A 25,225-nucleotide genomic window follows, 5' to 3' on the forward strand; every position below is an offset into this window, starting at 1 on the left:
AGCCAACATCGATTAAAAGTGAGATTAACGCTGCAAAATTGGCTGAAATACGAAAATAGCATTAAAGATTTAGGGCATTCGGTCGGCTTAACAATTGAGATATGTTGAAGAAAGGCAGTAAATAATAGGTAAAGAAAAGCCCCTTTTCCTTTGAGAGAACCGGGGCTAGTTGGTAGCCAGAGCCAATGTGGAGATCAGAGAAATGAACACATTACCGACTGACCGGGGCGCATGATTATCTATGACTATAAAGCAGGGTACATCTTGAGAGAGCTTTATATTCGGCCATAATCATACTTTGCCAAGGATTCCTTCACCTAACCCACGTCTGAGCTGTTCGGTGAAGGGTCCTAACATTACTGCAATAATGAAATTGCAGAGTTTGGCAACTGTTTTGCTTGAGCGAGAATCGAGGTACCCGCTTGTTGCAGAATCTGTGCTTTCGTCATTTGCGTAGTTTCTTTCGCAAAATCAGTATCTTTAATTCGACTGTTTGATGCTTCAACGTTTTCTTGGATATTGGCCAAGTTATTGATGCTATGGCTTAAACGGTTCTGTTTTGCCCCGAGATCCGCTCGTTGTGAATCCACATATCGCAAGGCGGCATCTAGTACACCTACTGCATTTTGTGAACCACCAACTGAGGTGATATCAATATCTTGAACCGTCGTCTTAACGCCCGGTCCGCCGTTTAGGCCAAGCTCAGTTGCCAAACCACCAGAGATGGCAAGGTCGCCTTGTAAATTCGGTTCTGCGGCAAAAATTTGCAATTTACCATCTTGATCCACCGATGCTTTAAGCTTGTCGGTTTGACCATTAATGTAAGTCGCCAACTCTTCAATATCATCGCCATCTTTGGCTAGTATATCGAGGGTAACAAGCTCGCCGGCTTGAGTGGTGAATTCAAATTTCAGGTCACGTGCAGCCGCTGGCACTCCCCAATCTTTGTTTTTTCCTTGCTCAGCAATGAAGGACTGCCCTCCCATCCGGAGGTCATCGGCACGTATGCTGGTAAGCCCCATAATGATCGCTTCACCTGAACTCGCTCCAATCTGGAATGAAGCCTCACCGAACGAACCGTTGAGCAGTCTACGTCCACCAAATGAGGTCGTTTCTGCGATACGGTTTAACTCATCTTGCAATGCGGTCGACTCTTCATCCAGAGCTTGACGCTCTGACGCGGAGTTGGTGCCATTTGCTGATTGCAGAGCAAGGTCACGCATACGTTGTAAGATACTGGTCGACTCATTCATTGCCCCTTCCGCGGTCTGAGCAATCGAAATGCCGTCGTTGGCATTACGCATTGCCACATCTAGGCCACGAGACTGAGCGGTTAAGCGGTTTGAAATTTGTAAGCCTGCCGCATCATCTTTAGCGCTGTTGATTTTATTACCTGATGATAATCGTTCCATCGAAGTATTTAATTCACCCGTCGCTTTATTAAGGTAACGCTGAGCAGTCAGTGCTGAGACGTTGGTATTTACTGTAATGGTCATAGTTTGCTCTCCTAGTGAGTTCGCAAGCTTTTTGCGAAGCGGCCAGCTTTACTCTCATTTGGAAGCACTGACCGTGAACTTGCTAAATCCGCTATTTGCCGATTTAAAAACTTGTTGTATCAACTCTGATATAGATAATTCAATTAGTATGCCAACTTTTAAAACATCTGATATTAAAATTAATATTCTTTGTTTTTTAATCACTTAGAAGAAATCAATATATTCTTTCTTTGTGAGTGAGCATCCAGTTCTTTCTTATTAGCAACCGCGTTGCCACTTTCGTTTGCCGCTCGATTGCCTCTTTACCTTTCGATATTAGAAGAGCAATTTTCAGGCCAATTTTTCAACACATTTCATTCTTCGCACATATGGCTTAGCACATAAGGCATTGAAGATTAGATATAGTTGAAAAGGGTTAAATCTTTCGTTTTACCAAAAGCAAGTTGTGACGCCTGAAGTGCACGTGAATTTTCATTAAATTCAATCACCGCTTCCGCGTAATCAAGATCTTCAAAATTGCTCTTCGATTTCGCTAAGCTAATTTTGAAATCTTCATGCTGCTCTTGCTGAATATCTAAGGTGCTCAAACGTGCACCAACATCCGTACGCACTTTATTGAGATGAATAAAGGCGGCATGGAACTCTTCCGTAATTTGGTGCAGTTTCGCCGTCGTCGACGCATCCGATACGGAGCCTTTAGAGAGCTCTATGGCATCTTTATAGCTATCAAACAAAGTGAATGTTGAACGTGGCTCTAGGCTTAAGATATCGCCTTTCGAGATTTGGCCTTTTATATGTACGGTGAGATCTTGATATTTTATCCCTGTTTGTGGATCAAACTCATCGGCCTGTACCACGCTGCCATCTTTCTCTAGTTGATAACCATATTTGCCATCTGCCATATCAACAAACGTTATGGTATAGCGCGACGTATCACTAGCATTCAGATTGGTTGCTCGCTCAAGTAGCAGTTCTGAGCCTTCATTTAATTGATAGTTCGGTTCATAGTTACCAAATGGATTATCAATATCCATAAACACTTTATTGCCCGGGTTATTGAATGGGATTTCTAAACTGTTGGATATGCGCATTTTGCGCTGATAATCATCGCCGGAATAAGTCACGTTACTGGCATTATCTCTAAAAAAAGGCTGATTCTTTGGCTTGGTTCCAGCAAACATATAGTTACCGGACTCGTCTTGCGTATTTGCTAGTTCAATTAAATTATTGAACATCTCTTGCAACTCACGCGCTTTTGCTTCTCTATCTTCAGGCGAGAAAGAGCCGTTAATCATTTCCATCACGGTGCGCTTTGCCTCATCGGTCGAGCTTTCGCTATTGGCAATGATCACTTCTTGATGCTCTAAGCGGTTTCGAACCAGCACTATCGCATCAAGATACTGACGTAACTGTTCCTCTTGCTGCCCTACTTTTTGGATGTAATGAGTGGCTAATGGGCTATCACTGGCCGAAAGTAATTTCTTACCCGAGGCCAATTGCGCTTGGTTATGATGGATCTTCGATTCTTGACGGCGCATATCGTTTTGCACCGATTGATAGTTATGGAAGCTCGATATTCTGGTTAACATTTATCGCCTCCTATCTCAGTTGCAAAATCGTGTTGAAAGTATCATTAGCCACCTGCATGATGCGTGAGGAAGCCATATAAGCTTGTTGGAATTTCATCATGTTTGCGGCTTCTTCATCGAGGTTGACACCCGAAATAGACGCGATGCGCTCTTGCGCTGACTCTTTTTCAAGCCTGGCTACATCACTTAAACGTGACGCTGTGGACAGTTGTAAGCCAAAATCCGTATTGAGATCGTGATAAACGCCAAGTACGGTCGTCTCACCGCCATTGAGTTTTTTCTCTGTTTGAATGTGCTGCATCTTACGCAAATTGCCGTTGTCACCTTCAGAGGGGACAAGGTTTGCCGTAAATTTATCATTGGGTAGCGCACCGGCTGTCAACTCGAACGTGGTACCAAGTACAGTAATCGGATTTGACGGTGGGTAAGCCTGCGGCTCTAATAACACATTGCCTTTGGTATCAGTGACCGCAAATTGATCGCCTGTTGGTGAGATCACTACTTCAAATTCACGTAGCCCACCAGCCGATAAAATATTGAACTTCGCACGCCCTTGAGCAAAAGTGGTGGAGGCTTCATAACTTTGTGCGGCAATGGCTGTCGGATCGTTGGTCGCCATTTTCATAATGGCGGCACCATTACGCGTTGGACGCAGCAATATGCGCTCCCCAGCTTGAGGGGCGTTGCGAATCTCAACTCGCATTCCATCTAAAAATAAACTGCTGCCAACAACCGGAACGTTAACCCGCTCACCCGTTGGTTTTAACACAGTGTAATTGCTGCCGTTGTACTGTAAGGAGTATTCACCACTTTTCAACGCTGAAGTATCTTCGATATAGACCGCCATATCGGCTTTTGAATTACCCGCGATGATCGCTCGCGAGCGAGCATTGACTTCAGAGTTCACATCAGTAAATAACGCTCTTCCCACATTGCCACGTAAGTCCAAGCCTTGTGATTGCAACTTGTTGACTTCATAAGAGAAGGACGTTGCCATGCGGCCAAGTTCATCCATTAGGTAAGGAATGTGCTTATCTCGCATGGTAAACAGCGCACTTAACTTACCACCAATATCCTCAGTGGTAATGGTCTTGATCCCTTTGCCTTCAATCATGGCCAAGCGGCGCTGGCTCACATCAGGATAACCATCAACCATCTTCATTTGGCTGGCTTCTGTGCCTGAAACGAGCGTGTGACCGCTCCCGATATGGATGTTAAACCCTTCAGCATTTTTACGTGGCGTCACGGTGACCTTGGTGTATTCAGATAACTCGGCCACCAGTTTTTCATGCTGGTCCATTAAGTCATTGTGAGGACCAGGAGTGCGCATTATCAAGCGTTGTAAATCTCGAAGTTCAAGCGCCAATTGGTTGATACGCTCAATGGCAACATCTAGCCCTTTGTTGGTCGCATCCGATTGGCGGCGAATGTTCTCGTGAAAATCATTCATGTTTTGAGTGATCAGATCCGCTTTCTCAAGTACAACTTTACGCGCACCTACATCATTCGGGCTGTCGGCTAAAGTTTTAATCGCATCAAACCATTCGTTTAAATTTTCAGGGATTTTTTTCGAGGCTACTGACGACAATAATCTTGAGAGCATATCTAGATTCTCTTCGTCGTCGCGCTTAAAGGAAAAGCTAGTGGTAGATAGGTTTAATTCATTAACGGCAAACTGATCCCATGAGCGGCGAACTTTTTCCACATGTACACCCATGCCGTAGGTTTCACCACCGTATTGACGAGGCGTATTGGTCCCTTGGATCACAGACTGACGGCTGTAACCGTCTGTATTAACATTAGAAATGTTATGACCTGTGGTGCTGAGTTGTCTCTGAGCGGTAAGCACACTTTGTGCACCTAGATTCAGAAGATCCGACGCCATACTGCCCCCCGAAAACCTAATCAAATCAGTGGTTACTGAATATCTAAGTTAATATTAGCAATATGTATGCCAAATGAGCTTTAAAGTGTGAATAGAGGAAATGTAGATAAGAAAAAAGCCAGCGGAACTGGCTTTGAAGAAGTTATTCCATTGCGTCAATTTGAGATTTAACCCTCAACACTTTTTCAGCGTAGTCTGGGTCAGTGGCATAGCCTGCGGCATGAATACCACGAATGAAAGACTCGCCACTACCATTATGGTTTAGTGCTAGGGTGTAGCGCGGATTGTCATTGAGAAAACGAACATAGTCATTAAAACTGTCTTGGTAATTTCCATAAGAGCGGAACGCGGCTTTTTCCATAACGGGTGTATTGTCATGATACTCCAAGGTTTGCGTCGCCACTTTATCACCGAGCCAACTTTTATCCGCTTTGATGTTAAATAAGTTATTACTGCTACCACGTGCATTTTGAATAACCTTTTGTCCCCACCCGGTTTCTAATGCTGCTTGAGCGAGTAGTAATGAAGAGTCAACACCCAGTGCTCGCGCTGCTTTTTCTGCATATGGTTTCATTGAAGCCACAAACGCTTGCGGCGAATCAAATCGGCTCGACTCAACTTTGCTAGATTCAATAACCTCTTGCGTTAAATTACGACTGCTATTACTGCGTTCTATGCGACGCATGGCTTCTTGGAAACCATCTTGCGTCGGGTCGGTTATTGATGGATCGTTTTTCGAGGTGCCGTTAGCCTGACTAAGTTGCGCGACAATCATATCAGCAAGCCCTAAAGAACCTGACGCACTAAGCTCGCTCGACATTTGTTCATCGAGCATTTGTCGATAAAAATCTTCATTTTGACTATTGAACATCTCAGATTTAAAATCGGCATTGGCATCGCGCATCGATTTGAACAACATTGAGGTAAAAATCGCTTCAAACTGTTTGGCTGCGGCTTTAAGCGCCGCTGACTCGCCTTCTTTATCACCGGTTTTCGCTTGCTGACGAAGTTTATCTAAGCTGGCGATATCATGAATAAAGCCAATATCATTGGGGTTATTAATCATCTTCCTCTCCTAGATAATGATCAGTTGGCCTTCAATCGCGCCCGCTTGTTTCAATGCTTGCAAAATCGCCATCAAATCTGAAGGGGCCGCGCCCACTTCATTGACCGCGCGCACTAAATCATCTAAGGTCAAACCCGGTTCAAATTTAAACATTTTCCCTTGTGCTTCAGACACTTCTATTTGTGTATCAGGCACGACAACCGTTTGACCACCGGCCAACGCATTAGGTTGACTGACATTTAAATTTTCTTTAATCGCCACCGTCATGCCACCGTGCGTCACTGCAGCTGGTTTCAAGCGCACATGCTGGCCGACAACAATGGTTCCCGTTCGTGAATTGACAATAATTTTGGCTGAGCCATCAGCAGGATTAAACTCAACATTTTCGATTGCGGAAAGAAACGCAACCCGCTGCCCTACATCCCTTGGTGCTCGGACACGTACTGATGTTGCATCAACCGCAGTCGCCATTTCAGGGCCAAGGAAATGATTCACCGCATCCGCCATACGTTGCGCCGTAGTAAAGTCTGATTCAATCAAATTGAAGGTAATAAAATCACCGCGACTAAAAGGTGTTGGGACTTCGCGTTCTACCATAGCACCACTTGAAATCATCCCAACCGTTGGGTTATTGCCAACAATTTTAGAACCATCAGCACCGGTGGCACTAAAACCACTGACCACTAAGTTGCCTTGGGCCACGGCGTAAATTTGACCATCCAACCCCTTAAGGAAGGTTTGCATTAGAGTGCCGCCACGTAAACTTTTAGCAGAGCCGATCGAGGAAACGGTGACATCGACACTTTGACCTTGCTTAGAAAACGCTGGCAATTCAGCCGTAACAATCACGGCGGCAACGTTCTTTGTTTTCGGTTTAGTGCCCGGCGGCAATTGAATGCCGAAATTTTGCAACATGGCGTTAAAACTTTGGTCGGTGAACGGTGTCGATTCGCCCGTTCCCGGTAGCCCAGTCACTAGACCATAACCCACCAATTGGTTACTCCGCACGCCCGCGACTTGAGAGATATCTTTAATGCGGGCCGCTTGCGCGTGGGTTGCGATGAGCAACAGACTTAAAACAAGCAGGGTGAATTTTCTCATGGTCTAGTACCTTAATTTCTACGTTTCTTTACGCCAGAACTCTGGCGTTAAAGAGAGACATTAAAGAATCGTGCCAAGAATCCAGGTTCTTGCATATCTTGATTGGTGCCCGTACCTGAATATTGGATGCGTGCATTAGAAATGCGAGTCGAAGCAATGGTGTTGTCAAAATCGATATCATCAGGACGAATAGTGCCGCTTAAGCGAATGTATTCATCGCCAGTGTTCAGTGTAAGCCATTTTTCACCACGGATGACTAAGTTGCCATTAGCGAGCACTTCTATTACCTCAACCGTAATAGAACCAGAAATACTGTTACTTTGGTTTGCTGCAGAGCTGCCATTGAACTTATTGTCATTTTTCAGCGCATAAGAGAAGTTGTAATCACCAATCGTGAGATCTTGACCACCGACAGCCAGTGGGTCCATAGACGCATCATTGGATTTGGATAGGTCCGCATCAGCACTCTTGGCCGCTTTAGTACTTTCATCAAGATTGACGGTAATAATATCGCCAATACCACGCGGTTTTGAATCATCATAGAGGCTGTTCATCTGCGCCAAATTAAATAGTGAACCTGTTTCTGCGGCGTAATGCTCTGGTTTTTGTTTTGGATGAATAGGAGCCCAGGCAGGATCGCCAGCCAAAGGATCTGATCGCTTACGCATCGAATCCAGCAAACCTGCCCCCTCCGCCTCTGACTTATCGCCTTCAACCGCATCGACAACGGTTGTACCTTGAACGACTTCAGGTGTATCAATCGGTGGTGGCATTAATGAGCAACCAGACAAAGCAGTAACCAATACAAGACTCAATAGACGTTTCATCGCAGCATTCTCTTAGTTAATGATTAGAGTTGTTGGTTCACAAAACTCATCATTTTATCTACAGCAGAGATAACTTTTGAGTTCATTTCGTAAACGCGTTGCGCTTCAATCATGTTGACCAACTCTTCTGTGACGTTCACGTTAGAAGTTTCAAGCATCGATTGACGGACATCACCAAGGCCATCAAGCCCCGGCACTCCTTCTTGAGGATCGCCACTGGCTCCTGTTGGTAGGTACAAGTTTTGGCCTATCGGTTCTAGGCCACCAGGGTTGATAAAATCAACCGTAGTAATTTGACCAACCACTTGGTTATTTTGCTGACCGCGAAGCCTAACGGACACCTCACCATCATTACCCACAGTAATAGAGATTGCATCCGGTGGAATCACAATTTCAGGCTCCAAATTATAACCAGCACCGGAAGTCACAATCGCCCCTTCGTCATTGAGGGTAAATTGACCATTGCGGCTATAAGCGATATTGCCATCTGGCATCAGGATTTGGAAAAAGCCGTCACCTTCAATCATCATATCGAGGCTATTGGTCGTGGTTTGTACGTTGCCGTGGGTATGCACTTTTTGTGTTGCCACCACTTTAGAACCCGCACCAAGCATCAAACCGCTTGGCAGTTTGGTATTTTGCGAAGATTGACCGCCCGGTTGATTAATATTTTGATAAAACAGATCTTCAAATACCGCACGACCTTTTTTAAAACCAATAGTCGAGGCGTTGGCTAGGTTGTTTGAGATAGTGGCAATATTGGTTTGTTGGGCATCAAGCCCGGTTTTACTTACCCATAATGCAGGTTGCATAGTAATCTCCTTTAGTGCTTATCAGCTCATACGAAGCAGTGAATCGGACGATTTGTCCATCTCTTCTGCGGTGCTCATCATTTTGACTTGCATTTCAAACTGACGTTGTAGCTCAATCAAGCTAGTCATCTCACCCACCGCATTGACATTACTGCCTTCCAGCGCACCTTTTAATAGCTTTACGCTAGCATCTGCTTCGAATGCTGCATTAGGATCTTTAGCACGGAATAAACCATTCGTATCTTTGTATAGGGATTGATTATTGGGTCGAACCAGTTTAATTCGGCCTACCACTTCCATCGCATCGGCTGGAGCGCCTTGCGGACGAACGGAAATAGTACCGTCATTACCGATTTCTACTTTACTCAATGGAATAGGTAAAGTGATTGGCGCGCCCGTTCCATCTAGCACTAGATGGCCGCTACCATTTATGAGCATGCCATCTTGGTCAATGCTAAGGTTGCCACTGCGGGTTAACCCCTCTTTGCCGGTTTTATCCATCATGGAAATCCAACCGTCACCTTGAATGGTGATATCGAGATCGCGCCCCGTGGTAATGACACTGCCTTGCGCAAAATTATGTCCCGGACGTTCTGTCATGCTAAACACGCGGCTCGGTAACCCTTCGCCATAAGCTTGCATTGAGCGAGCCTGCGCCAAATCAGCACGGAACCCCGTGGTACTGACGTTTGCTAAATTGTTCGCTCTTAATTGCATGGCTTGCATATTTTGCTTTGCGCCACTCATGGCGAGAAACAGTGCGCGGTCCATAATCTGCTCCAATAATCATCGTTCGATTATTAAAAGCAATTGACGTGCCAACTTAAATGAATATTTATAATCAAAAGGTTATATAAAAAACAAAGAGTTCAAGAAGGGAATAGCTCAGATTGCCGCTTACAGATGGCAACAATACCAAGCTAACATTGCCGCTAACTTGGTATTGCCGTAGATGACGTTAAAGGAATTAACGGATTTGTAAAATCGTTTGTTGTAATCCAGTATGCACTTCTAAAGCACGCGAGTTCGCTTGGAAGTTGCGCTGAGCAGAGATAAGATCCACCAGCTCTTGAGTCATATCAATGTTGGATTGTTCAATAACACCATTACTGATGGTACCAAATGAGCCTTTGTTTGATTCACCCCAAATTTTATCACCTGAGAATTGAGTCGAATCCCACTGCGTGCCACCTTTTTTATCTAAGCCTTGTTCATTGGCTACGCGGACAAGCCCCACACGTCCTAGAATGGTATTTTGACCATTTGAGTAAGTGGCTAACACACTGCCATTTTCATCGAAATCGATCTTCGTCAAAAAGCCCGTGGTTGCACCATCTTGTACAAACTTAGTCAACTCAAAAGGAGCGGCAAATTGCGTAGCTGAATCGAGACTGAACGACAAGGTTTGGTTGGCATCAGCACCGTTGAGTTCAACTGGGTTTGCCCCCAAACCTAACGGCTCGGTTACAATTTGCTGACCATTATTCATACTGGCTAGCGTACCATCATTGTTAAACTTCATGGTATGCCCAATATGACCCGTCGGCGTAGTAGCATCACCACCAACTACATTGATTGGTTTCTCACCCGTTTTATCCGTCACGGTGTAATAGGTTTGCCATGTATTAGCTTGCGCCTGATCTTTGAGGTAATAAGATGTCAACTTATAAGGCTGCCCCATCGAATCATAGATTGTCGATGAAGTAGTACGGTTGTACGTCTCGGGATCAGTAATATCAAATAAAGCCGGATCTTTTAACTTACCACCAGCTGGTAAGTTCGCGCCAAGTTCAACATTGGCTGTCTGTTTAGGTTTACCAAACTGAGCAGGAATGTTGATAGGCTTGGGCTCATACGAAAGTACGTCACCGGTATCAGGGTTAACATCATAGCCAAGTAAAAACTCGTCATTTGACGTTACCATGTAATCATTTTTATCGAGGTGGAAAGCACCATTTCTGGTCAGCTCATTTTGTTGAGGCGTCAGCTTATCTTTCGCAACCGCAAAGAACCCGGTTCCCGCAACGCGCAAGTCCATCGGGTTATTCGTATAAATACTGGAACCTTCGTGGAATTGTTGTGCCACTTTGTTCGCCTGAACACCTTGACCAGGAGTCGTTTTGGAGTTGGTAAACAATGAGGTTGAGTAAACATCACCAAACTCAGCACGCGACTCTTTAAAACCAAAGGTATTCGCGTTAGCAATGTTGTTACTGGTGGTGTTCAGATCTAACTGAGCTGCGGATAAACCGCTTAATGATATATACGACATTCCAAAATCTCCTATCTAGCTAGCATATCTACTCTATAAAGAGTTACGCTTTGCCAACTTCTAGTACTTCAGCAAGTTTAACTGGCGATGTAAATCCAGCCAGATTGAGCAGTACGTTACCATCACCTTTACCCAGCAGAACGCTATTGACGTTTGCGTAAGTCGATACCGCAAACTCCTTGCTTTCTCCATCGAGCAAACCCGAAGCTTTTACTTGGTATTTGCCGCCCGGCAATGGATTACCGTTTTGATCGTTACCGTCCCATTCAACGCGATTATCACCGGCTGATTTAGCCCCGACATCAAAGGTACGAACCAATTGCCCAGCTTCATTCTCTATTCGGACAAACAAGTTATCTAAACTTTGAGGAAGTTTGACCATCGCAGCCATCCCAGCATCCTCTTTTTTGATCCCTGCAGCTCCCGGTACTAACACATCACGACCAACCAGTGATGAAGCCTGTAGAGCTTGGTTGGATGTCATTGACGAGTTGAGACTCTCAAACTGAGTGTTCATTTTGCCGATACCATCAACCGTGGCAAATGACGCCATTTGGGCGATCATCTGGTCATTACTGACCGGTTTAAAAGGATCTTGCTGAGCCAATTGTTTAGTGAGTAACGACAGGAAGTCTTCTTGTTTAAGATCTTGCTTCCCCGTGGTCTCTTCTGTTTTCTTTTGGTCTTGAAGACTTTTCAGCTGGTCAATATAAGACAAGCCGCTTTGACCAATGTTATTTATTCCGGCCATACGCTATCCCCTTATCCTATTGACCCATCTGCAGCGTGCGCAGCAGCATTTGTTTACTTGCATCAGCCACCTGCACGTTCGTTTGATAAGAACGAGAAGCCGAAATCATGTTAGCCATCTCTTCCATCACATTGACGTTAGGCTTGTAAATATAGCCTTCATCGTTGGCAAGTGGGTGATCTGGGTTATATTCTGCGTTAAGCGGTTTATCGCTTTCAACAATACCTAATACTTTTACAGGTACATTATGATCACGGTTATAACGCGCTTTACTTAACTCTGCACCAAACACCGCATGACGCGCTTTGTAAGTATCTTTCGCCGAACTACTCACACTATCCGCATTGGCTAAGTTACTTGAGGTCGTATTTAGACGAACAGATTCAGCACTCATTGCAGAACCAGTCACATTGAACACATTAAATAAGCTCATCTACTTATTCCCCTTTGATTGCTTTCGTTAAGTTCTTGAATTTACTTCCTAAGAAGTCCAGTGAGGCTTGGTGTCTTATTTGATTTTGCATAAACAAGTTACGCTCTAAATCTACGTCCACCGTGTTGCCATCACCCGTATCAGGTTGAGTCGGAATTCGATAGAGACTCTCGCCAGTTACTTTCGTGGAGGCAGATATATGCCGACCATCCGTACGGCTAAGACCAATGCTTGCCCCTGAACTTGCCGCCTGCAATGCTTTTTGAAAGTCCATTCCTTTTGCTTTAAAGCCCGGTGTGTTCGCTTGTGCAATATTGGTGGAAATCACCTCAGCATTGCGCTCACGTACACCAACCGTGTGTTGGTGAATACCTAATGCCTTGTCAAAAGAAATAGCCATGTTTGCCTCTACACTAAAAACTGACTGTTACTACTTACATAAAAGCAAGTAACGTACCAACTTTAAACAAACAACCGTACTTATAATCGTTTTATCTCAATAAAAATCTCTCGAAACATAAGCAAAATTTGCACCGCTTTTCTCAACACACCATAAAACGGCTAACTAAACATGGCTCATAAAGATAAGAAGAAAGCCGGTAAGGGCAAAAAGCCCAGCAAAAGCTGGGCAAGTGGCAATATAGGGATGTAACTATTTGAGTTTATAAATGATGCCAGGGTTACAACGAACCATTTCAAACTTATCGGTCAATCCCGTCAGTGACTCCGATGCTCCAAGCAATAAGTAGCCGCCGGGGTTTAAGCTACTGGCCATTTGATTTAATACTTTCGACTTCATATCAGGTGAGAAATAAATCAAAACGTTACGACAGAAAATAATATCGAACTTACCCAATAAAGAATAACTCTCCATCAAGTTCTGAGGACGGAAATTCACCAAACGCTTAACGTTATCTTTGATTTTCATTCGACCATCACCCGCATCTTCAAAAAAGGTTTTACGACGCTCCGGTGATAACCCTCTGCCAAGCGCTAAATTGTCATAAATCCCCGCCTTACACATATCCAACATGCTGGCGGAAATATCCGTCGCGGTGATGGCTACGCTCGGCAACATACCCGGCTTGCGCTGTTGAGTTTCCAGTACCGTCATCGCCATTGAGTAAGGCTCTTGCCCTGAAGAGCTTGCTGCTGACCAAATTTTTATAGGGCGTTTATTTGCCGCAACCTCTGGTAATAAACGTTCCGCTAAAACGGTGAAGGGGTAAGCATCACGGAACCACAGTGTTTCGTTGGTGGTCATGGCATCAACCGCTGCAACTCGTAGCTCACGGTTTCGCCCCGTAACCACATCACGTAACAAGTCAGAAAGAGAGGTTAGCTTGAACTTGGCAACCAGTGGGCTTAAGCGACTTCTCACTAAATACTGTTTGCTATCTCCAAGTACAATCCCGCACTGAGATTCCAAAAAACGGCTGAAATCGCGATATTCTTGATCGCTTATAGTTATAGCAGTCATTAATTTCTCTTTAGTTAACTAGTGCGGCTTTCACCGCATTCCCAAGCTCATCAGGGTTAAATTTAGCAATGAATGAGTTTGCACCCACTCGCTCAACCATGGCTTGGTTAAAAACGCCGCTCAATGAAGAGTGAAGAATAACGTATAGATCTTTCAAATCTGAATTTCTACGTATCTCTGCTGTTAATGTATAGCCGTCCATTTCAGGCATTTCAATATCAGAGATCACTAAAGATATTTGATTGTAAATCGGCCCATCTTGTGACATTTCAACCAATTTCTCATACGCTTCCTTGCCATCCTTGACAGCAACCACTTCAAAACCTATCGATTCTACTGCTCTTTGAACCTGTTTACGCGCAACGGTTGAGTCATCGGCAATTAAAATTCGACGAATGATCTCTTTTTCCGTTTCAACTTGGGCGATCGATTCACCGATCGATGAATCCATTGTCTCATTAACCGGAGAAATCTCTGCCAAAATTTTCTCTACATCAAGAATTTCTACCAATTCATTATCAATATTGGTGACTGCGGTTAAGTAGTTATCCTTGCCTGAGCCATCTGGCGGGGGAAGAATGGCTTCCCAGTGCATGTTTACAATTCGATCGACCGAACTTACTAAGAAAGCTTGAATGGATCGGTTGAATTCAGCAATGACAACGAAACACTTATCAAGGTCGGCGGTTGGGCGTCCGCCCACAGCCAAACTCAAATCAATGACAGAAACGGTTTGACCACGAATATGAGCAACACCTTTGACTAGGCGATGTAAATTGGGCATTAAAGTTAGCTTAGGGCACTGGAGTACCTCTTTAACTTTAAATACGTTGATACCATAACGTTGGCGTCCCATTAGACGGAACGTTAAGAGTTCTAATCGGTTTTGACCGACGAGTTGCGTACGCTGATTCACAGAATCAAGAATACCCGTCATAAGCTCATCTCCATCTCAAACTTTCATGCAAAAAAGTGGTAGTCTACTAACTATAGGCTATGAAGAAACAAGAGAAACAGAATGATGCATCCAAAAACATGTTTACATCTACTTCCCATAACTAAGTGTAGAGCTTTCTATAAAAATTTTTATCTCTCTATCGGCTTTTTATTGTTTTTCTTTAATCTTTCTGTCAATTCGGCCACTTTGCCGCAAGTTGAAGCTATTCAACAAGCCGCTGAACAACATGTTTTAGAAACTATTGAGTGGCCTCTCGGTGGGGAGTTAAACGTAAAAGCGGCAAATATTGATGACCGAATTTATGCTACCGACTGCCCCGCACCACTATCAACCTCTTCGTCATCCAATAATGGTTCCGCAAGTAATATCACAGTTCTTGTTGAATGCATTGAGGATAACTGGAAAATTTATGTTCCCGTAAGACTGACCATTTCACTGCCACTTGTCACTGTGGCTGTACCCATATCCCGTGGGCAGCAAATTACGCAACAAGATGTCTTGATTACAATGGTAGACTTACACCGCTTTAGACGACAAGGTTTTTCCGATATAAATCGTATCGTCGGTGCAAAAGTGAAGAAAAATATGCGTATTGGCGATGTCCTTGAACAAAATGATATCTGCGTCGTATGCCGTAATGAAAGCGTTATGATTCAAGCGGTCAAACAGGGAATGATAATCACAACCAAAGGAACCGCTTTGAGTGATGGTATTTTTGGTGAGCAGATAAAAGTGAAAAATGATAAATCAAACCGTATAATAGATGCACAAGTAACAGGCATTAGCGAAGTCACGGTTCAGTTTTAACACTTTCATTACGCTTCTAAATGTGTTTACGTTATTAAGAAAGTGAAACAGAAAAAAAACTAAAGTAATCATAAGCACCGTCGATATTGACTGTACAGGTTTCCATTTTATTAGTAAGGCTCACATATGGCAGGTATTGATAACATACGTTCGGGGCAAACATTAACGACGACAAATCGTAGTAATGCCCGTACTGAATCGAATGCATCTCCATCGGCATCCGGCTCTGTCACTCGTTCACCTCAAAATCAAGATGCGGTATCACTCAGTACCCAAGGTAAGGCCATTGGTGAAATGCACAATCAAATGGTATCTCAGCCAAGTTTTGATAGTGCAAAAGTCGCTGCAATTAAAGATGCAATAGCCAATGGCTCATATAGAGTCGACCCAGAAAAGTTGGCCGATAATATGATTAAATTTGAAAAAGAATTGGGCGGTTTTAACTAACCCTACTTTTGACTGATTAAGGCAACACACAATGGCGGTATTAAAAGACTTAGTCGATTTCCAGTTAAAGAATGCACTAGAACTCTCTGCGCTACTTGAACAAGAAAAAGTAGCCATCACGAGCCGTTCATCGAGTGAAATCGAAGCTATTGCTAAACAAAAGATGACCTTAGTTGGACAACTTCAACAAACTGACCTCCGAATTGCGAAACATCCTCATGTCGTGAGCCTGACTGAAGATGTACTCCTGTCGCAAATCGTTGATCAGATTCGTTCCATTGTTCACGATTGCCAGCAAGCAAACCTTGTTAATGGTGAGGCGCTACAACGTGCACAACTCAGTTTTAATAAACTCAATAATTTGATGCAGCAAAGCCATGGCAAAATTGGCATGACGTATAACGCTGGTGGACAAACCCACACAGTGTCCACTTTAGGGACCAATATTAAAGCGTAACCAACATGCAGCTGAGTGACTAAATTTTTTAAGCTGAAACGAATTAAACAGAAAAGCGGCAAACTTTGCCGCTTTTTCGATCTGGAGAGAAGGAAGATTTAGAAGAGTGTTTGTTGACGTTTTTCTGGTACTTGCTGAACTTCGCCGTAGTCACGCAGTTTATCCATCTTACGGATATCGAGACGTAACTCAGTGACATAACTGTCACCCACCTTATAACTGCGGACCACTTCTGCTCCGCGGATAACACCATCAACCGCTCCCGACGTCAGCTCTGTGCCCAATCGCTGATCTTGTAGTTCAGCACGACCACTCACTCGCATTCCATAGACTTGCTCTGCCAGTTCGCGATAAGCATCGATTTTAGAGGCACGCATTGCACGGACTTGCTTTTCATCCACACTACGCCCAGTTTGCTCACTGATATTGGCATAACCTACCGCCGTCAACCATTCATCAGCGCGCATGGTTTGCAATGGCTGGCAACCCACCATCATGATAGCCACTAGAAGTAATAGCCATTTTTTCATTGGTTTCTCCTATGGACGCAAGATAACAGTATACGGCTGCTTGATCGTCGGATCAGAGCGAATTAACACACCATCTTGTGTTCGAATACTATTGAGCGTATCAAGATCACGACCAATACGATCGGCAGGTAAGAAACCCTGTGCAGTCGCAACAACAACGCGCGATTGCATCCCCACAACACGAGCGTTCACCAATACCCCTCCCTCTTGGCGAAGCATTGTTCCAGTTAATATGTATTGGATCTCTTGTTCTTGAGCGAGGTCTTTCCAGTCACGGCTGAAAGCAAAATCACCTTGCTGAGTTACCTGAATCGAACCTGTGGTTTTGAAATCAACCACTTTAAATCCTCGGCGTTGAAACTGATGGATAAATCCTTCAGAAACCGAATTACCCAACCAGTTAGTCACGTCCATACTTTGCAGGTCCACAAACGATGTGACAGCGATAGGAGTACGAGCAGAAACACTGGTATTGGACACCATCAAATCTTCTGTCATGCTTTCAACAAAGAAATCCAACGTGTGACGCGGGCTCTCCATTAACATAAACTGCGAACCATTGTATGGTTCTTTACCATTATAAATCGGGGCGTAGGCACAAGCCGTTAACAAGACTACGGGCACTATCGAAAGCCATTTTTTCATTCTCTTATCTCCAGATATACTGAGGCAATATTGATTCCAAACTTCAGATTAAAAAACTTGGAACACTCTTTGCTTTTCAAAACTTGTTACACTTTCAAAACGCATTGCCTACATCAGCTAAGATTTTAAAAGCAAAATTTATACCCAACTGGTAAATAATAATGAAAAAAAATATTTATGCTTTACTTTCAATACTTTGTGCAATCACCTTTTCTCAGGCCACTTATGCTGCTTGGTATGAAGTGACCGGTTCATCAGCCATTGTTTCCTCAGAGGAAGTCGCTCGTCTCAATGCATTAGAAGATGCCATTTATAAGGCGGTAAACTTTGCCGGGGCAGACATTGGCAGCATCAGTAACTTGCGACCACTGCTGGAATCAGACCGTAAAGAGTACCAGTTTACTAACCATGAAGTACGCTATGTGTTAGTCGAAGAGAATAAAACGCGTCGAGGAGTGATGTATGTTAAAGCTCGAATTGATATTTATCCTTCGGCAACGGGTTGCCACGTAAGCCAATATAAGAAAACCTTTCTAGTCGGCAACATTGATCTCGCATCGCCACAACAAGCGGTTATGGGCCAAATTTACCGTGTGGGCGATGATTTTACGCAGGTCCTCAACCGTCAACTCGATCAAGAGTCTCGCAGTTTTGTGTCCGTAGGTACCACAGATTATGCAATTGAAAAACAGCACCCAGAACGCTTAACCATGATTGCAGAGGACACAGGTGCACAATATATTTTGGGTGGCACCATCACAGATTTAACCGCAACTATAGATCAAAAACTGCTCGCTGATGATGTCATCAACCGGCAATTTGCCATGAAAATCCAGATATTCGATGGCAAAACAGGCCAAGAAGTCATGACTAGGCACTATAGAGAAGTCGCTAAATGGCCCTTCGCCAAAACCAGTCAGATAGATACTACTAGTGCTCGTTTTTGGGCTTCAACCTATGGCAGCATGATGCTGCGTGTCAGTAGAAATATCATGCTTGATCTCGAATCTGAGCTTTCATGTAAAATAACACTCCCCGAGGTTGTGGCTAAATACGGTAACACCATCACGATCGATTTAGGGCGTGTACATGGCGTTAAAACTGGCGATAAATTACAGTTATGGCATACAGGCTCTTTTATTGATCAGAAAGGTCTACCACGAAATAAAGTGACTCAAAGTGACATTACCCTCACGGTCACTCGCGTCTATGAAAACGAAGCTGAGCTCAGTGTTGATCAAGAAAATCTCGCCTCCAGCATTCAAATTGGCGATGTTATGCACAAACAGCTTTAATTTTCGTTTTAAGTAGTTAACATCATCAAATTATTGAGTAAACTATTCCGCTTCGCTCCCGTAGCTCAGTAGGATAGAGCGGCCCCCTCCTAAGGGGCAGGCCACAGGTTCGACTCCTGTCGGGAGCGCCATTTTGATAAAGCCTCAACACCCATTCGGTGTTGAGGCTTTTTTCTTATGACGAAAAACTGACCTAATATTGATTTGAGCTACTACGATTCATATACAGTGCTTACTGTAAGTTCTATGTCAAATAATCTAGAATTAGTATTAACAGATTTATCGATAGAAAAAATGATGAAAAAGAGCAATCTAATCACGAATACTGGTCACCGCTTTATCTCTAAAGCAAAGACCGCCTATAAAATTCATATCCATACGCCGGATGATACGGTGCTGCACCGTTCTGTCGGCTATATCCGTATTGGTGAGAAAAAAGGGCTTAAAAAGGCGATAAAGCTGCGCAATGAATTAGGTTCAGAGATGTGGGGGAAACATTGGCGTCGTCTGCTCAAAGATCCCTACTTGATGACTCGTCTACCACACAGTTTAGAGCCTAAAATCATATACAAACCCAGGCCAACCCTCGATAACCCGGAAGCACGAGACCCTTGTTATATTGCCGCTTGGAGGCACTATAATGAGCAAGGTAATTGCGAATTTCAAAGTGTGGTTTGTTCAATCAACAAGCATGGTAAGCTGGCTGCTTATACTAAAACGAAAAAGGCGCTATTAGAGGCTTATAAAGAAGACTTGGATATTCTCATCTACATGGGTCGTCTGAATAGTATTGATCTGAAATAGTATCGTATTACAGAGAGCCTGTTACTGGATCAAACTCTCTTCGTTTATAACAAACTTTCTTCGTTTATAAAAAGGAAAGCCCGCATTAGTTGCGAGCTTTCTCTATTTTCTAATACTTAAGCGTTATTATTTTACTTCATAATCAAAGCTTGGAATAACGATATCAACACGACGGTTTTGCTTGCGACCTTCGACTGTATCGTTCGATGCGATTGGGCTATTTTCCCCTTCACCTTTTACGGTAAGACGGTTCGCATCCACACCTTTAGCAATCACAACATCAGCAACAACTTGTGCGCGTTTTTCTGATAGTTTCTGGTTGTAAGCCGCAGCGCCAGTTGAGTCAGTATGACCAATGATTTCAGCATCGGCTTGTGGGTAAGCTTGCAAATATTTCACGAGTTTATCGAGCTGGTTAGTACTCTCTGCTGTTAGCTTAGTGCTGTTATGGGCAAAGCTACTGCTGTCCAAACGTTGAAATGGCACATGCTTAACAACCGTTTCAGGTTCTTGGGGAATAACGACAGGCTCAACCACTGGCTGTGCAACTTCTTCAACAAACACCTCTTGCACGATGACTGGCGCAGGTTCTGCTTTACTTCCACCAAATTTATACGAAACACCTAAGGTAGCCGAGTTACCTGCCGCTCGGACAAGATCGTTATTAATATCGGTGAGGCTTTGATATTCCAAACGTAAAGTGACGTTATTATCGGTGTTAAACTCAATACCAGCGGCACCTAAATATGAGTAATCATCTTTATTGCCATAGTCAACATAAGCACCGCCGACTTTAGCATATAAGGCAATGGCATCAGTCAAAGGAAGGCTGACTTTCGGTGCGAGTGTAATGGCCGTTACTTTTTCATCATTCAGCCCTGCGCCACTAAATTTACCTAAGTAATCGTAACCTGCCTCTAATGAAAGCCAATTAAATGCTTGGTAACCAAGGTAAGCACCGACGGTTGAAGATTCATCTTCACACACATCTCCAACACGACAAGCGTCATCAAGCCAAGATTTACCAACTTTAGCACCCACATAGACTTCAGCCATCGCGGCAGAAGATGCAAAAACAAGCGCCATTGAAACTGCTGCTGCTAACTTTTTCATACGTTTTCCTTTCCTATTTATCGTTATCATAATGCGGTTGCGGTACCCAAAAAACGGTTTACTTTTCGCCTACCCACATACCTGCATAACTCGAAACCAATATACTGTATGTAAAGAAAGGTTAAATAGCGCATTAGTTTATTCTCTGTCATCGTTTTGTGAAATATTGTCAGTGCTCTACACCAAAGGATTTAACAAAGCCGATATAAAAAAACCGCAGCATAAGCTGCGGTCTAAAGCGTTGTTCGTATGATTGACTTATTGAGCGTTCGCTTCACGCTCAGCAATAAAGGCTAATGCCATATTGATACGAGCAATGACGCGCTCTTTGCCGATCAGTTGCATGACGGCATCAACCGATGGTGATTGGCCACCACCAGTGACAGCAACGCGCAGCGGCATACCTATTTTACCCATACCGATTTCAAGCTCTTCACACACTTGAGCGATAACAGCGTGCAGGTTTTCCGTTGTCCAGTCACTCAACGCTTCTAATTTGCTTAAAGCAAGTGCTAGCGGCTCTTTCGCCACACCGCGCAAGTGTTTTTTCGCCGCATCAGCATCAAACTCAGCAAAATCTTCAAAGAAGTAACGAGATTGAGCAGCAAGTTCAACCAAGGTGTTGCAGCGTTCACCAACCAGTGTAACGATCTCAACTAATGCTGGGCCGTTGTCTTTATTGATGCCTTGTTGCTCAAAGTGCCATTCAAGGTGTTTTGCAACATATTCAGGCTCTGATGTTTTGATGTAGTGATTGTTCAGCCACAACAACTTATCAGTATTAAATGCAGATGCCGATTTGCTAATGGCATTTAAACTGAAGAACTGAATCATCTCTTCACGCGAGAAAATTTCTTGGTCGCCATGAGACCAACCGAGACGAACTAAATAGTTATTCAGTGCTTCAGGCAGATAACCTTCATCGCGATACTGCATCACAGAAACAGCGCCATGACGTTTAGATAGCTTCGCGCCGTCGTCACCTAAGATCATTGCGCAGTGCGCAAACACAGGTACAGGAGCACCTAACGCTTCGTAAATGTTGATTTGACGAGGTGTGTTGTTGATGTGATCTTCGCCACGAACGACATGAGTAATCCCCATATCCCAGTCATCCACCACTACACAGAAGTTATAGGTGGGTGAGCCATCGGTACGGCGAATGATCAGATCATCCATCTGGCTGTTGGAGATTTCGATACGACCGCGGATCTGGTCGTCAAAAATTACGCTGCCTTCTTTAGGATTACGGAAACGGATAACACACGGATCCCCTTCTTTTGCGGCGTCGTTAACCGCTTTGATTTTTGGGTGATCAGCATCGTAGCGCGGCATCTCTTTGTTCGCTTCTTGCTCGGCACGAACTTCATCTAACAGCTCTTTAGAGGCGTAACATTTGTAGGCTTTATCTTCAGCAAGCAGCTTATCGACAACTTCGTTATAACGATCAAAATGTTTAGTTTGGAAATATGGGCCTTCATCCCAATTCAAACCTAGCCAAGTCATACCTTCAAGAATCGCGTCTACGGCTTCTTGCGTCGAACGCTCTAGGTCGGTGTCTTCAATACGCAAAACAAACTCACCACCTTGGCTTTTTGCATAAAGCCAAGAGTAAAGTGCAGTACGCGCACCACCAACGTGAAGATAGCCTGTCGGGCTAGGAGCAAAACGAGTTTTAACCGTCATTTGATTTCCTTAGGGATAAAAAGACAGCGGAGAACATGTCCACTGCAAGTACCAGGATAAAAAGTGGCGACATTTTACCACTGACGGCTAAATCTACAATCCTCGATTACCTTTCGTTTTTCTGCGCTCAAGAATAACGCTTAAAATTCGCTTAACTTTCCTTTAGTGGAACTTGACCTTGCCCTAAAGGTAAGGTTTATGCTTCTAGCTATTGAGTTGCTTTATGAGGAATTTTTCAATGGAATGCTTTCAATTGCCTTTATCAGGGCTGAAATGCATGGGTTGTGCGAAGAAACTTGAGCAGCATCTCAAGCAAGAATTTGAGGTACAAATCCACCAACTGTCACCCACATTCATCGAACTGAGCACTTCGGCCTCTTTAAGTCAACTCATCGCCGCTATCGAATCCTTAGGCTATCAAGCCTTGATCAGCACGAACAACGATCCTCTGTCCTCATCGCAACCCACAACCTTGGTTAGCGATACACAGCCACTCGCACCAGAGACTGAAGTCTCAACAACAGGTTTGGTTAGTACCCACTTACTGATCCAAGGAATGACTTGCGCAAGCTGTGTTTCTTCGGTGGAAAAAGCACTTCTAAGCGTTAACGGGGTACAAAAAGCGCAAATCAATTTAGCGGAACAAAGCGCCTTAGTGCTCTCGCAAGCAGATATCGCTAACCTTGAACGGCAATTGCTCAATGCCATTACTCATGCAGGCTACCGTGCAGAGCGAGTCGATGACCCAGCCCAACAACAAGAAAAACAAAAACAGCAATCACTTGATTTACAGAAGCAGCATAAAACCAATGCACTACTAGGTTTAATGATGGGTGTTCCGTTAATGCTTTGGGGCCTTTTCGGTGGCAGTATGATGATTGTGACCACTCAGCAACAAATATACTGGGGCGTTATCGGCATTGTGTGCTTAGCCCTATTAGCCACCGCTGGCCGCCACTTTTTTAGTCATGCTTGGCTTGCGTTAACTCATAAGCGCGCCACCATGGATAGCTTAGTCGCCCTAGGAACTGGAGCGGCCTGGGCTTATTCAATGTTGGTAGTGATTTACCCAACTTGGTTTCCCTTAGCCTCGCGTCATGTTTACTTTGAAGCCAGCGCGATGATTATTGGTTTGATTTCACTAGGCCACTACATTGAGGCGAAAGCCAAAGCGAAGACAACCCAATCCTTGCAAGCCTTAATTAACTTGCAACCACAACAAGCAACACACATCACGGCGCAAGGCGATCAACAGATTGCAGTTGAATTAGTACAACTTGGTATGCAACTGCGCATAAAACCGGGAGAAAAAGTACCGATAGACGGCAAAGTCCTCAGCGGTGAATCTTATGTTGATGAATCCATGCTCACTGGTGAGCCGATCCCCGCCCTAAAAGTGGCAGGCGATGCCATTGCGGCAGGCACCATCAATCATGATGGCAGCTTAGTCATCGAAGCCACTGGCGTAGGGGCGCAAACCATGCTCTCGCGTATCATTAAAATGGTTCGTCAGGCGCAAAGCAGTAAACCAGCCATCGCCAAACTGGCAGATCAGATATCCGCTATTTTTGTACCGACAGTGGTTATGATTGCCCTGTTTTCCGCTCTGATTTGGTACTTTGTAGGCCCTGAACCTAAGGCCAGTTATATGCTAGTGGTTGCGACAACAGTATTGATCATTGCTTGCCCTTGTGCCTTGGGTTTAGCTACTCCACTCTCGGTTACGGTAGGAGTTGGTAAAGCCGCTGAAATGGGTATTTTGATCAGAGATGCCAATGTATTGCAATCGGCAAGCAAAATCACCACTGTAGTATTTGATAAGACAGGTACGCTCACTCAAGGCAAGCCAACCGTTCAGAACTTAGTCACGTGGGGAATTGAAGATAGCAAATTGTTAACCCTTGTTTACGCTTTGGAACTGCGCTCTGAACATCCTCTTGGCAAGGCTATCTGCCATTATGCGCAACCGCTGGTATCAACCAGCGCCGAAGTCGAGCAATTTACCAACCTAAGAGGCAAAGGGCTAATGGCAAATATTGGCGGTGATTCGGTCGTCGTTGCCTCTTTATCGCACCTTGAATCACTGGGCGTTCCTCTTACTCAAGCACAAACGGCCATTGAACACTACGCAAAGCAAGCTTGGACACCAGTCGCGGTTGCCATTAACGGTGAACTCAAAGCTCTCATCGCAATTGCTGATCCCATCAAACCTAACGCTGCGCAAGCTATCAGCACACTGAATAAAATGAACATTCGTACCGTGATGCTAACTGGAGATAACCAAAGCGTGGCCACCGCAATAGCCAAACAACTGGGCATACAGCAAGTGTTCGCTCAAGTGCTGCCAGATCAAAAAGCACAAAAAATCGTGCAGTTACAAGAGAAAGGCCAAATCGTCGCCATGGTCGGTGATGGTATTAATGATGCGCCAGCCCTTGCGCAAGCCGATATGGGTATCGCAATGGGCAGCGGCAGTGATGTCGCAATAGAGAGTGCGCAAATGACGTTGCTCAACTCCTCACCACTTGCCGTAGTCAATGCTATCGCTCTGTCTAAAGCAACGGTAAAAAACATGAAGCAGAACTTATTGGGCGCCTTCATCTATAACACCCTAGGCATTCCCATTGCCGCTGGCGTGCTTTATCCCGCTTTTGGCTTTTTACTCAGCCCTGTAGTTGCAGGAGCGGCAATGGCTTTATCCTCAATCACAGTCGTGAGCAACGCTAACCGCTTGCGTCTATTTAAATACCCTTATCACTCTTAGAGGTTAT

At 44.3% G+C, this 25,225-nt stretch carries 24 protein-coding genes and 1 tRNA gene; 7 read left to right on the forward strand and 18 right to left on the reverse strand.

The window, feature by feature from the left end; all coding sequences use genetic code 11:
• Window positions 1-356: 356 nt before the first annotated feature.
• The 14 genes from CCZ37_RS09595 to CCZ37_RS09665 form a co-directional block, all read right to left on the reverse strand.
• Window positions 357-1,496: a flagellin gene (locus CCZ37_RS09595; RefSeq protein WP_094500395.1), complete on the reverse strand. Its 1,140-nt coding sequence runs from the start codon at window positions 1,494-1,496 to the stop codon at window positions 357-359.
• 395 nt (window positions 1,497-1,891) lie between these two features.
• On the reverse strand, window positions 1,892-3,085 hold the full coding sequence (gene flgL / locus CCZ37_RS09605) for a flagellar hook-associated protein FlgL (protein WP_010319374.1): 1,194 nt from the start codon (window positions 3,083-3,085) through the stop codon (window positions 1,892-1,894).
• A 10-nt stretch (window positions 3,086-3,095) separates the two neighbouring features.
• A complete protein-coding gene (gene flgK / locus CCZ37_RS09610) occupies window positions 3,096-4,970 on the reverse strand; it encodes a flagellar hook-associated protein FlgK (protein WP_094500396.1) in 1,875 nt (624 codons plus the stop codon).
• 142 nt (window positions 4,971-5,112) lie between these two features.
• Window positions 5,113-6,036, reverse strand: coding sequence for a flagellar assembly peptidoglycan hydrolase FlgJ (gene flgJ / locus CCZ37_RS09615; RefSeq protein WP_094500397.1), 924 nt, complete (start codon window positions 6,034-6,036; stop codon window positions 5,113-5,115).
• Between the two features lie 9 nt (window positions 6,037-6,045).
• Window positions 6,046-7,137 (reverse strand): flagellar basal body P-ring protein FlgI, encoded by a 1,092-nt coding sequence (locus CCZ37_RS09620; RefSeq protein ID WP_010319377.1) that lies wholly within the window; start codon window positions 7,135-7,137, stop codon window positions 6,046-6,048.
• 47 nt (window positions 7,138-7,184) lie between these two features.
• On the reverse strand, window positions 7,185-7,964 hold the full coding sequence (flgH, locus tag CCZ37_RS09625; protein ID WP_010319378.1) for a flagellar basal body L-ring protein FlgH: 780 nt from the start codon (window positions 7,962-7,964) through the stop codon (window positions 7,185-7,187).
• A gap of 23 nt (window positions 7,965-7,987) precedes the next feature.
• Window positions 7,988-8,776: a flagellar basal-body rod protein FlgG gene (gene flgG, locus CCZ37_RS09630; RefSeq protein WP_010319379.1), complete on the reverse strand. Its 789-nt coding sequence runs from the start codon at window positions 8,774-8,776 to the stop codon at window positions 7,988-7,990.
• 21 nt (window positions 8,777-8,797) lie between these two features.
• A complete protein-coding gene (locus CCZ37_RS09635; RefSeq protein ID WP_094500398.1) occupies window positions 8,798-9,547 on the reverse strand; it encodes a flagellar basal body rod protein FlgF in 750 nt (249 codons plus the stop codon).
• Window positions 9,548-9,743: 196 nt separating this feature from the next.
• On the reverse strand, window positions 9,744-11,048 hold the full coding sequence (flgE, locus tag CCZ37_RS09640; protein WP_094500399.1) for a flagellar hook protein FlgE: 1,305 nt from the start codon (window positions 11,046-11,048) through the stop codon (window positions 9,744-9,746).
• A 43-nt stretch (window positions 11,049-11,091) separates the two neighbouring features.
• Window positions 11,092-11,799: a flagellar hook assembly protein FlgD gene (flgD, locus tag CCZ37_RS09645; RefSeq protein WP_094500400.1), complete on the reverse strand. Its 708-nt coding sequence runs from the start codon at window positions 11,797-11,799 to the stop codon at window positions 11,092-11,094.
• Window positions 11,800-11,815: 16 nt separating this feature from the next.
• Complete coding sequence (flgC, locus tag CCZ37_RS09650; RefSeq protein WP_010319383.1) at window positions 11,816-12,232, reverse strand: flagellar basal body rod protein FlgC; 417 nt, start codon at window positions 12,230-12,232, stop codon at window positions 11,816-11,818.
• Window positions 12,233-12,236: 4 nt separating this feature from the next.
• The gene (gene flgB / locus CCZ37_RS09655; RefSeq protein ID WP_094500401.1) at window positions 12,237-12,632 is read right to left on the reverse strand and encodes a flagellar basal body rod protein FlgB; all 396 of its coding nucleotides are present in this window, start codon (window positions 12,630-12,632) and stop codon (window positions 12,237-12,239) included.
• Between the two features lie 252 nt (window positions 12,633-12,884).
• The gene (locus CCZ37_RS09660) at window positions 12,885-13,712 is read right to left on the reverse strand and encodes a protein-glutamate O-methyltransferase (protein ID WP_010319385.1); all 828 of its coding nucleotides are present in this window, start codon (window positions 13,710-13,712) and stop codon (window positions 12,885-12,887) included.
• A 10-nt stretch (window positions 13,713-13,722) separates the two neighbouring features.
• Window positions 13,723-14,649, reverse strand: coding sequence for a chemotaxis protein CheV (locus tag CCZ37_RS09665; RefSeq protein ID WP_010319386.1), 927 nt, complete (start codon window positions 14,647-14,649; stop codon window positions 13,723-13,725).
• An 81-nt stretch (window positions 14,650-14,730) separates the two neighbouring features.
• On the opposite strand from CCZ37_RS09665, the gene flgA reads away from it, so the two are divergent.
• The 3 genes from flgA to CCZ37_RS09680 all read left to right on the forward strand — a co-directional run bounded on the left by flgA (window position 14,731) and on the right by CCZ37_RS09680 (window position 16,381).
• Window positions 14,731-15,477, forward strand: a complete 747-nt coding sequence (gene flgA, locus CCZ37_RS09670; protein WP_094500402.1) for a flagellar basal body P-ring formation chaperone FlgA — start codon at window positions 14,731-14,733, stop codon at window positions 15,475-15,477.
• Between the two features lie 126 nt (window positions 15,478-15,603).
• Complete coding sequence (gene flgM / locus CCZ37_RS09675; RefSeq protein WP_010319388.1) at window positions 15,604-15,924, forward strand: flagellar biosynthesis anti-sigma factor FlgM; 321 nt, start codon at window positions 15,604-15,606, stop codon at window positions 15,922-15,924.
• Between the two features lie 31 nt (window positions 15,925-15,955).
• Window positions 15,956-16,381, forward strand: a complete 426-nt coding sequence (locus CCZ37_RS09680; RefSeq protein WP_010319389.1) for a flagella synthesis protein FlgN — start codon at window positions 15,956-15,958, stop codon at window positions 16,379-16,381.
• A 98-nt stretch (window positions 16,382-16,479) separates the two neighbouring features.
• Here the strand turns inward: CCZ37_RS09680 and flgP are convergent, their stop codons facing one another.
• Together flgP and CCZ37_RS09690 are read right to left on the reverse strand one after the other, a co-directional pair.
• On the reverse strand, window positions 16,480-16,911 hold the full coding sequence (flgP, locus tag CCZ37_RS09685) for a flagellar assembly lipoprotein FlgP (protein ID WP_010319390.1): 432 nt from the start codon (window positions 16,909-16,911) through the stop codon (window positions 16,480-16,482).
• Between the two features lie 9 nt (window positions 16,912-16,920).
• Entirely contained in the window at window positions 16,921-17,556 is a 636-nt protein-coding gene (locus CCZ37_RS09690) for a FlgO family outer membrane protein (protein ID WP_010319391.1), read from the reverse strand.
• A gap of 161 nt (window positions 17,557-17,717) precedes the next feature.
• On the opposite strand from CCZ37_RS09690, the gene CCZ37_RS09695 reads away from it, so the two are divergent.
• From CCZ37_RS09695 to CCZ37_RS09705, 3 genes are all read left to right on the forward strand, one after another.
• A complete protein-coding gene (locus tag CCZ37_RS09695) occupies window positions 17,718-18,851 on the forward strand; it encodes a flagellar assembly protein FlgT (RefSeq protein ID WP_094500403.1) in 1,134 nt (377 codons plus the stop codon).
• Window positions 18,852-18,905: 54 nt separating this feature from the next.
• Window positions 18,906-18,982: transfer RNA gene (locus tag CCZ37_RS09700), tRNA-Arg, on the forward strand.
• Between the two features lie 166 nt (window positions 18,983-19,148).
• Entirely contained in the window at window positions 19,149-19,655 is a 507-nt protein-coding gene (locus CCZ37_RS09705; protein ID WP_010319393.1) for a Fe3+-citrate ABC transporter substrate-binding protein, read from the forward strand.
• A 126-nt stretch (window positions 19,656-19,781) separates the two neighbouring features.
• On the opposite strand, the gene CCZ37_RS09710 is transcribed toward CCZ37_RS09705, so the two are convergent.
• Together CCZ37_RS09710 and gltX are read right to left on the reverse strand one after the other, a co-directional pair.
• A complete protein-coding gene (locus CCZ37_RS09710) occupies window positions 19,782-20,768 on the reverse strand; it encodes an OmpA family protein (protein WP_010319394.1) in 987 nt (328 codons plus the stop codon).
• A gap of 258 nt (window positions 20,769-21,026) precedes the next feature.
• On the reverse strand, window positions 21,027-22,454 hold the full coding sequence (gene gltX, locus CCZ37_RS09715) for a glutamate--tRNA ligase (protein WP_010319395.1): 1,428 nt from the start codon (window positions 22,452-22,454) through the stop codon (window positions 21,027-21,029).
• Between the two features lie 238 nt (window positions 22,455-22,692).
• On the opposite strand from gltX, the gene CCZ37_RS09720 reads away from it, so the two are divergent.
• Window positions 22,693-25,218: a heavy metal translocating P-type ATPase gene (locus tag CCZ37_RS09720; RefSeq protein WP_208613912.1), complete on the forward strand. Its 2,526-nt coding sequence runs from the start codon at window positions 22,693-22,695 to the stop codon at window positions 25,216-25,218.
• Window positions 25,219-25,225: the final 7 nt, after the last annotated feature.

Source organism: Vibrio qinghaiensis, assembly GCF_002257545.1.
Lineage (GTDB): Bacteria > Pseudomonadota > Gammaproteobacteria > Enterobacterales > Vibrionaceae > Vibrio > Vibrio ordalii.

Bases quoted from the DNA above. Each gene is read 5' to 3' on its own strand.
- flgA (WP_094500402.1), top strand. From the start codon at position 14,731: ATGATGCATCCAAAAACATGTTTACATCTACTTCCCATAACTAAGTGT.
- CCZ37_RS09665 (WP_010319386.1), bottom strand. From the start codon at position 14,649: ATGACGGGTATTCTTGATTCTGTGAATCAGCGTACGCAACTCGTCGGT.
- flgL (WP_010319374.1), bottom strand. From the start codon at position 3,085: ATGTTAACCAGAATATCGAGCTTCCATAACTATCAATCGGTGCAAAAC.
- CCZ37_RS09690 (WP_010319391.1), bottom strand. From the start codon at position 17,556: ATGAAAAAATGGCTTTCGATAGTGCCCGTAGTCTTGTTAACGGCTTGT.
- CCZ37_RS09680 (WP_010319389.1), top strand. From the start codon at position 15,956: ATGGCGGTATTAAAAGACTTAGTCGATTTCCAGTTAAAGAATGCACTA.
- flgD (WP_094500400.1), bottom strand. From the start codon at position 11,799: ATGGCCGGAATAAATAACATTGGTCAAAGCGGCTTGTCTTATATTGAC.
- CCZ37_RS09595 (WP_094500395.1), bottom strand. From the start codon at position 1,496: ATGACCATTACAGTAAATACCAACGTCTCAGCACTGACTGCTCAGCGT.
- CCZ37_RS09660 (WP_010319385.1), bottom strand. From the start codon at position 13,712: ATGACTGCTATAACTATAAGCGATCAAGAATATCGCGATTTCAGCCGT.
- CCZ37_RS09705 (WP_010319393.1), top strand. From the start codon at position 19,149: ATGAAAAAGAGCAATCTAATCACGAATACTGGTCACCGCTTTATCTCT.
- flgG (WP_010319379.1), bottom strand. From the start codon at position 8,776: ATGCAACCTGCATTATGGGTAAGTAAAACCGGGCTTGATGCCCAACAA.
- flgM (WP_010319388.1), top strand. From the start codon at position 15,604: ATGGCAGGTATTGATAACATACGTTCGGGGCAAACATTAACGACGACA.
- flgK (WP_094500396.1), bottom strand. From the start codon at position 4,970: ATGGCGTCGGATCTTCTGAATCTAGGTGCACAAAGTGTGCTTACCGCT.
- flgH (WP_010319378.1), bottom strand. From the start codon at position 7,964: ATGAAACGTCTATTGAGTCTTGTATTGGTTACTGCTTTGTCTGGTTGC.
- flgC (WP_010319383.1), bottom strand. From the start codon at position 12,232: ATGAGCTTATTTAATGTGTTCAATGTGACTGGTTCTGCAATGAGTGCT.
- CCZ37_RS09635 (WP_094500398.1), bottom strand. From the start codon at position 9,547: ATGGACCGCGCACTGTTTCTCGCCATGAGTGGCGCAAAGCAAAATATG.
- flgB (WP_094500401.1), bottom strand. From the start codon at position 12,632: ATGGCTATTTCTTTTGACAAGGCATTAGGTATTCACCAACACACGGTT.
- flgJ (WP_094500397.1), bottom strand. From the start codon at position 6,036: ATGATTAATAACCCCAATGATATTGGCTTTATTCATGATATCGCCAGC.
- flgE (WP_094500399.1), bottom strand. From the start codon at position 11,048: ATGTCGTATATATCATTAAGCGGTTTATCCGCAGCTCAGTTAGATCTG.
- CCZ37_RS09695 (WP_094500403.1), top strand. From the start codon at position 17,718: ATGAAAAAAAATATTTATGCTTTACTTTCAATACTTTGTGCAATCACC.
- gltX (WP_010319395.1), bottom strand. From the start codon at position 22,454: ATGACGGTTAAAACTCGTTTTGCTCCTAGCCCGACAGGCTATCTTCAC.
- CCZ37_RS09620 (WP_010319377.1), bottom strand. From the start codon at position 7,137: ATGAGAAAATTCACCCTGCTTGTTTTAAGTCTGTTGCTCATCGCAACC.
- CCZ37_RS09720 (WP_208613912.1), top strand. From the start codon at position 22,693: ATGGAATGCTTTCAATTGCCTTTATCAGGGCTGAAATGCATGGGTTGT.
- flgP (WP_010319390.1), bottom strand. From the start codon at position 16,911: ATGAAAAAATGGCTATTACTTCTAGTGGCTATCATGATGGTGGGTTGC.
- CCZ37_RS09710 (WP_010319394.1), bottom strand. From the start codon at position 20,768: ATGAAAAAGTTAGCAGCAGCAGTTTCAATGGCGCTTGTTTTTGCATCT.